General features: G+C 69.1%; 7 protein-coding genes. 3 read left to right on the top strand and 4 right to left on the bottom strand.

Annotated elements, in window-relative coordinates; genetic code table 11:
* Positions 1 to 472: 472 nt before the first annotated feature.
* A complete protein-coding gene (locus tag ACIRU3_RS12810) occupies positions 473 to 664 on the top strand; it encodes a DUF6274 family protein (protein ID WP_404055343.1) in 192 nt (63 codons plus the stop codon).
* A 459-nt stretch (positions 665 to 1,123) separates the two neighbouring features.
* On the opposite strand, the gene bldC is transcribed toward ACIRU3_RS12810, so the two are convergent.
* Complete coding sequence (gene bldC / locus ACIRU3_RS12805; protein ID WP_003949541.1) at positions 1,124 to 1,330, bottom strand: developmental transcriptional regulator BldC; 207 nt, start codon at positions 1,328 to 1,330, stop codon at positions 1,124 to 1,126.
* Positions 1,331 to 1,848: 518 nt separating this feature from the next.
* Complete coding sequence (locus ACIRU3_RS12800) at positions 1,849 to 2,691, bottom strand: hypothetical protein (protein ID WP_404055341.1); 843 nt, start codon at positions 2,689 to 2,691, stop codon at positions 1,849 to 1,851.
* Between the two features lie 199 nt (positions 2,692 to 2,890).
* On the opposite strand from ACIRU3_RS12800, the gene ACIRU3_RS12795 reads away from it, so the two are divergent.
* Both ACIRU3_RS12795 and ACIRU3_RS12790 read left to right on the top strand, forming a co-directional pair.
* A complete protein-coding gene (locus ACIRU3_RS12795) occupies positions 2,891 to 3,988 on the top strand; it encodes a Leu/Phe/Val dehydrogenase (protein ID WP_404055339.1) in 1,098 nt (365 codons plus the stop codon).
* Positions 3,989 to 4,358: 370 nt separating this feature from the next.
* Positions 4,359 to 4,610: a DUF3073 domain-containing protein gene (locus tag ACIRU3_RS12790; RefSeq protein WP_404055337.1), complete on the top strand. Its 252-nt coding sequence runs from the start codon at positions 4,359 to 4,361 to the stop codon at positions 4,608 to 4,610.
* Between the two features lie 66 nt (positions 4,611 to 4,676).
* Here the strand turns inward: ACIRU3_RS12790 and purM are convergent, their stop codons facing one another.
* Positions 4,677 to 5,750, bottom strand: coding sequence for a phosphoribosylformylglycinamidine cyclo-ligase (purM, locus tag ACIRU3_RS12785; RefSeq protein WP_404055335.1), 1,074 nt, complete (start codon positions 5,748 to 5,750; stop codon positions 4,677 to 4,679).
* A gap of 34 nt (positions 5,751 to 5,784) precedes the next feature.
* Complete coding sequence (gene purF / locus ACIRU3_RS12780; RefSeq protein ID WP_404055333.1) at positions 5,785 to 7,314, bottom strand: amidophosphoribosyltransferase; 1,530 nt, start codon at positions 7,312 to 7,314, stop codon at positions 5,785 to 5,787.
* Positions 7,315 to 7,495 lie beyond the last annotated feature (181 nt).

Raw genomic sequence — 7,495 nt, 5'->3', positions numbered from 1 at the left:
GGAGGCCACGCCCGCGGCGCAGCCGCAATCAGACACAGCAAATCCCGTCAGGACCGCAGGAAGAAGGCCCACATCCCAGCCGGATGAGGGCCTTCCGCATGCCCGCGGCCACCCCGTCCCCCCACAAGCCGGAGGCCACGCCCGCGGCGCAGCCGCAATCAGACACAGCAAATCCCGTCAGGACCGCAGGAAGAAGGCCCACATCCCAGCCGGATGAGGGCCTTCCGTATGCCCGCGGCCACCCCGTCCCCCCCACAAGCCGTGTCCAGCCCGTCCGGCGCTTGAGGACCAGGCCCGTTCAGGGCCGTAACGGGGGCCGGGGGGCGGCAGCCCCCGGAGACGGGCGCCACCGGCGCCGGGCATGGCGCCGGGCATCGGCGGACCGGCGTAGCCCCCGCCCTTGACGACGTCACATTCCGCCGGTACCCAGAAACCAGGGCCCGTCCCCCTGTGCGGCCCCTGGAGGTGGCGTATGGCGGCATCGGCCAGGCACGAGACGCGGGCGCTGCTCCGGGCGCACCTGTCGGCCGCCACGTCCTACCGGCATCTGACCCGCCACTGCCCCATCTGCCATCGGCTGCTGCGGCTGGCGATGGCCGCCGGCCCACGACCCCAGGAGGCCGACGAGGAGATCCGCGAGGACGAGAGTCCCCGAAGCGCGTGACCACCGCCGGCCCCAACACCCGTCCGGACATGGGACGCTGGAACGTGTGGTTCCACTACCGCACACGAGCCAGAGGCAACAAGCCCTCCGGCATGTGACGGGAGTCACCGGACGAGTTTTTGAAACGGTGGAGCTTACCCCCCACATACAACTGGTCAATTTAATATGTGCAATTGCATCCCCCTCAGGGGTACCGCACAGCCGTTCCGACAGCCCTCCCCAGACTCCGACAAGGCCGCTCACAGAGAGCCCGGAACATCCCCGACCAGCGCACAAAAAAGATCGCGCCGGACCCGGCGGAGTCCAGCGCGATCTACGACGCACCCTGTGTCGCTGCCAACAACGTTCTCTTCGGCTTGGGCGTGGGCCCTGTTGGGGCAGGTCCCGCGTCGCTTGGAGCTAGGGTTTCGGGCGCTTCGACCAGTTGGGGGACCGGCCGTTTCGCCCGTATTCAGTTGTTCAGGCTTCGCTGCGCTGCTGCGGGATGCCCGCGAGCAGAGCGCGGACCTCAGCCTCGCGGTAGCGGCGATGGCCGCCGAGCGTGCGGATCGAAGTGAGCTTGCCGGCCTTCGCCCACCGCGTGACCGTCTTGGGGTCCACACGGAACATCGTGGCGACCTCAGCCGGGGTCAGCAGCGGCTCGGCATCAGGGGTGCGAGCGGTCATGAGCGGCCTCCTCGGGAGAACCGAACCTTCTCGGTTCTTTCCTCTAAATTCTGCACCTTGACCCGCGTTGCCCGAAATGGCGGACGCGAGTCGAGTCGGTTATAGGACGAACGGCTTGTCCTCGGCACTACAACTACACCATCTGTCCAACCGCGTAGGCCAAACCGATGGAATTGCCCTCCCAGGTGTCCATCAGCGACGGAAGCCGATGGACCATGCCATAGCGGACAGTCACGCCGCTGTGACGATCAGTCACAGGGCGATCAGGAGGCACCAGACCCCCCAAAGCGTGCAATGCTGAGATTCCGCCCACAGTGGAGCATAGTTGGACGGACAGAGCCCTCCCCGGACTCCTTGTCCTATTTTGGCACGAGGGGCGGCAACCGGCGCAAGAGCCATGTAAGTGCCGTCCATCACCCTTGGGACAAAAGCCCGGATCGGGACCAACATCCCGTCAGGTGGTTAAGTGCCGTTGACGGTACGTCGTTCGGTGCCGTTTTGACCGTGGCGTGCGTCACTCAGTTCGCAGAACGCCGGTCCCGTACCGCCCGCCACCGCTCCACCAGCCGCCCGTAGGCCTCCCCGGCGGCCATCCCGTCGCCCCGGCTCAGCGCCTCGATGCCGTCGGTCACGTCCGCCGCCGAATGGTCGTCCTCCAGCTCGCCGGCCGGGACCGTGTGCACCAGGCCGCCGTAGTCCAGCTCCACCAGCGAGCGTGGGTGGAACTCCTCCAGCCAGCGGCCCACGTCCACCAGGCTGTCGATGAGCGGCCCCTCCTCGATGGTGTCCTTCAGCGTGCGCAGCGCCCGCGCCACCCGGCGCCGGGCCTGCACCATCGGGGTGCGGTAGCGCAGCATCGGCGGCACCTCGCCGGACCGCTTCTCGTACCGGCGCTCCTCGTCGGAGACGAGCACGAACCAGTTCAGCGGGACCTGCCAGGTCGCCGTGCGGATCCAGGGGCGGGCGTCCGGGTTGCGGGCGAGCCAGCGCTCGTAGTCCTGGGCGGCCTGGTGGCGCACCAGCGGCGGCAGCACCGCGTCCAGCACCGGCGGGGGCAGTTCCTCGTCGAGGTCGGCCAGGGCCTGCCAGCCGCGCAGCCTGGTCCGCCACGGACAGACGCAGACGACCCCGTCGACGTCCAGCACGAAGGCGTCGCTGCTCTCGTGCACCGGCACGGGGATCGGCGGGGTGGGCAGCAAGTCGGCGAGCGAGCGGCGCAGTTCGTCCTGATAGGAGGGGCGCTCGGGGCGCCGGGCATAGCGTGCCCAATGGCTGCGCTCCGGCTCCGGGAAGGCGGCCAGCGGCTCGTAGACGCGCAGGTACGCGGCATAGGGGACGACCACGGAGGACACCTTGGGCACGCCTGCTCCCTCCCCATCGGGCTCAGCTCGAAACCACAGCAAATCGTCGCACGGTGATGCGTGCACGAACGGCTCTGGAGAGTGATCCTGAACACCTCGCGGATGGCGGGTGGGCACAGGCTCTACGCTCATGCCAGCACCCCGCCACCCGCACGGGGGCTACGCCCCACTCGCCGCTATTTACACAGGAGTCACCACAGTGACCGACGTAACCGGCGCACCTGCTGATGTCCTGCACACCCTGTTCCACTCGGACCAGGGCGGCCATGAGCAGGTCGTGCTCTGCCAGGACCGCGCCAGCGGCCTCAAGGCCGTGATCGCCATCCACTCCACCGCCCTGGGCCCGGCCCTCGGCGGCACGCGCTTCTACCCGTACACGACCGAGGCCGAGGCCGTCGCCGACGCCCTCAACCTCGCGCGCGGGATGTCGTACAAGAACGCCATGGCCGGTCTGGACCACGGCGGCGGCAAGGCCGTGATCATCGGCGACCCGGAGCGTGACAAGACCGACGAGCTGCTGCTCGCCTACGGCCGTATGGTCGCCTCGCTCGGCGGGCGCTACGTCACCGCCTGCGACGTCGGCACCTATGTCGCCGACATGGACGTCGTGGCCCGCGAGTGCCGCTGGACCACCGGCCGTTCGCCCGAGAACGGCGGGGCCGGCGACTCCTCCGTACTCACCGCCTTCGGCGTCTACCAGGGCATGCGCGCCTCCGCCCAGCACCTGTGGGGCGACCCCTTGCTGCGCGGCCGCAAGGTGGGCATCGCCGGTGTCGGCAAGGTCGGCCACCACCTGGTCCGGCACCTGCTCGACGAGGGCGCCGAGGTCGTGATCACGGACGTGCGCGCCGACGCCGTCCGGCGGATCCTCGACCAGCACCCCAAGGGCGTGTCGGCCGTCGCCGACACCGCGGCGCTGATCCGGGTCGAGGGACTCGACATCTACGCTCCGTGCGCCCTCGGCGGCGCCCTGGACGACGACACCGTGCCGGTGCTGACCGCCCAGGTGGTGTGTGGTGCCGCCAACAACCAGCTCGCCCACCCGGGGGTGGAGAAGGACCTCGCCGACCGCGGGATCCTCTACGCGCCGGACTACGTGGTGAACGCGGGCGGTGTCATCCAGGTGGCCGACGAGCTGCACGGGTTCGACTTCGACCGGTGCAAGGCGAAGGCGGCGAAGATCTTCGACACCACGCTGGCCATATTCGCACGTGCGAAGGAGGACGGCATTCCGCCGGCCGCCGCGGCCGACCGGATCGCCGAGCAGCGCATGGCTGAGGCCCGCCCGGCACGCTGAGACGAGCCGTGCCGGCCCGAGCCGGCCCGGCACGGGCCGTAAAGGGCCGTAGGAGAGCTGCGAAGAGCCGCGATCGGGTGTCCGATCGCACGAGTGAGCGGTACCCGCCGGCGGGAACTTAGAGAGAACTCTCACTTCCACCGGCGGGTCGTACCCCGATAAGTGGTTAAAATCGCCACTGACCAGCGAGGACAGGGCACCTCGAGGGTCCTGTGCACACGCGCGTGCTGCGGGCGACGTACCGTATGGGCGCGGGCTCAGGTACCGTGGAAGCCCTACGGACCGGCCTCTCTGCGGAGGGTCCGTTCCGGATCATGAACGCGTGTCAGACTCTGGGGCCGTCAAGCCCCGTCACCGAGGGGGTCGAGCCATGGGGCGCGGCCGGGCCAAGGCCAAGCAGACGAAGGTCGCCCGCCAGCTGAAGTACAACAGCGGTGGGACTGACCTCTCGCGTCTGGCCAATGAACTGGGCGCATCGACTTCGAGCCAGCCGCCGAACGGCGAGCCGTTCGAGGACGATGAGGATGACGAGGACGATCTTTACTCTCGATACGCCGACCTCTATGAGGACGACGACGAGGATGAGGATGAAGGTCCTTCACAACACCGTCGCGGCGCTTGACCTTGCACTGAGCACTCACCCGGCCGGTGGCACTGCCACCGGCCGGGTTCTGCGCTGCCTGTGGGTTCAGACGGCGTAGTCGCCGACCAGCTCGGCGCCGGTCTCCTTGTCGCCGCGGTCGGTGATCTCGCCCGCGACCCAGGCGTCGACCCCGCGGTCGGCCAGCGTGGCCAGCGCCACCTCGGTGGACTCCTCCGGCACGATCGCGATCATGCCGACGCCCATGTTCAGGGTCTTCTCCAGCTCCAGGCGCTCGACGTCCCCGGTCCTGCCGACCAGGTCGAAGATCGCGCCCGGGGTCCAGGTGGCACGGTCGACGCTCGCGTGCAGCCCGTCCGGAATGACCCGGGCCAGGTTGGCCGCGAGTCCACCGCCGGTGATGTGGCTGAACGCGTGCACCTGTGTGGTGCGGGTCAGCGCCAGGCAGTCCAGCGAGTAGATCTTCGTGGGCTCCAGCAGCTCCTCGCCGAGGGTGCGGCCCAGCTCCGCGATCTCCGCCTCCAGGGCCAGGCCGGCCCGGTCGAGCAGGACGTGGCGCACCAGGGAGTACCCGTTCGAGTGAAGCCCCGAGGACGCCATGGCGATCACCGCGTCACCCGTACGGATACGATCCGCGCCCAGCAGCCGGTCGGCCTCCACCACGCCCGTACCGGCGCCGGCGACGTCGAAGTCGTCCTCGCCCAGCAGACCGGGGTGCTCGGCCGTCTCGCCGCCCACCAGGGCGCAGCCGGCCAGCACACAGCCCTCCGCGATGCCCTTGACGATCGCCGCGACCCGCTCGGGGTGGACCTTGCCGACGCAGATGTAGTCGGTCATGAACAGCGGCTCGGCACCGCACACGACGATGTCGTCCATGACCATGGCGACCAGGTCGTGGCCGATGGTGTCGTAGACGCCCAGCCGACGGGCGATGTCGACCTTGGTGCCGACGCCGTCCGTGGCGGAGGCGAGCAGCGGGCGCTCGTAGCGCTTGAGGGCGGAGGCGTCGAAGAGGCCGGCGAAGCCGCCGAGGCCGCCGAGGACCTCGGGGCGCTGGGTCTTCTTCACCCACTCCTTCATCAGCTCGACGGCGCGGTCGCCCGCCTCGATGTCGACTCCGGCAGCCGCGTAGGAAGCACCGGTGGAACGGCTCTCAGACATTGCCTGGGATCTTTCGGGTTGGTTTCTACGGGGCTTACGGACGACGGATCGCGTCGGCCGCGGCCGTGGCGGCCGGACCTGCGGCCAGCTCGGTCTCCAGGAGCTGCTTGCCGAGCAGCTCGGGGTCCGGCAGCTCCATCGGGTACTCGCCGTCGAAGCAGGCGCGGCACAGGTTCGGCTTGGCGATCGTGGTCGCCTCGATCATGCCGTCGATGGAGATGTACGCCAGGGAGTCGGCGCCGAGCGAGGTACCGATCTCCTCGATGCTCATGCCGTTGGCGATCAGCTCGGCGCGGGTGGCGAAGTCGATGCCGAAGAAGCAGGGCCACTTCACGGGTGGCGAGGAGATCCGGATGTGGACCTCGGCCGCGCCCGCCTCGCGCAGCATGCGGACCAGGGCCCGCTGGGTGTTGCCGCGCACGATCGAGTCGTCGACGACGACCAGGCGCTTGCCCTTGATGACTTCCTTCAGCGGATTCAGCTTCAGGCGGATGCCGAGCTGGCGGATGGTCTGCGAGGGCTGGATGAAGGTGCGGCCCACGTAGGCGTTCTTCACCAGGCCGGCGCCGAAGGGGATGCCGGAGGCCTCCGCGTAGCCGATGGCGGCCGGGGTGCCGGACTCCGGTGTCGCTATGACCAGGTCGGCCTCGGCAGGGGCTTCCTTGGCCAGGCGGCGGCCCATCTCGACCCGGGAGAGGTACACGTTCCGGCCGGCGATGTCGGTGTCCGGGCGGGCCAGATACACGTACTCGAAGACACAGCCCTTGGGCTTCGCTTCCGCGAATCGGGAGGTGCGCAGGCCGTTCTCGTCGATGGCGACGAACTCGCCCGGCTCGATCTCGCGAACGTAGCTGGCACCGCAGATGTCGAGTGCGGCGGACTCGGAGGCCACGACCCAGCCCCGCTCCAGGCGGCCGAGGACCAGCGGGCGGATGCCCTGCGGGTCGCGGGCGGCGTAGAGGGTGTGCTCGTCCATGAAGACGAGGGAGAAGGCACCACGGACCTTCGGGAGGACCGCGTGGGCGGCCTCCTCGATGGTCAGCGGCTTGCCGTCCTCGTCGACCTGGGCGGCCAGCAGGGCCGTCAGCAGGTCGGTGTCGTTGGTGGCCGCGACCCGGGTGGACCGGCCGTTGGTGTCCTTGGGCAGGTCGGCGACCATCTCGGCGAGCTGCGCCGTGTTGACCAGGTTGCCGTTGTGGCCGAGCGCGATCGAACCGTGCGCGGTGGCACGGAACGTCGGCTGGGCGTTCTCCCACACGGAGGCACCGGTGGTCGAGTAGCGGGCGTGTCCGACCGCGATATGACCCTGGAGCGAACCGAGCGAGGTTTCGTCGAAGACCTGGGAGACCAGGCCCATGTCCTTGAAGACGAGGATCTGGGAGCCGTTGCTGACCGCGATTCCCGCGGATTCCTGACCCCGGTGCTGGAGGGCGTAGAGCCCGAAGTACGTGAGCTTTGCGACCTCTTCGCCCGGAGCCCAGACGCCGAAGACGCCGCAAGCGTCCTGGGGGCCTTTTTCGCCGGGAAGCAGATCGTGATTGAGTCGACCGTCACCACGTGGCACGGCTCCGAGTGTAGGCGAGGTCGACCACTGGTCCGAATTGGGGAATACGTGACCAGCACCGCGGTCCTGGATCAGGGCTTGTCGATCACCTTGGCGGTTTCTTCGTTTCCGCAGGTCAGTCAGGTGGCAGGGGTGCGGGGTCGGTGATCGGCCGCCCGGTGGGCAACGATTTCCGGCCCGC

The sequence above is a fragment of the Streptomyces sp. NPDC101151 genome, assembly GCF_044768335.1.
GTDB lineage: Bacteria > Actinomycetota > Actinomycetes > Streptomycetales > Streptomycetaceae > Streptomyces.
This window is presented reverse-complemented; position numbering and strand designations above follow the sequence as displayed.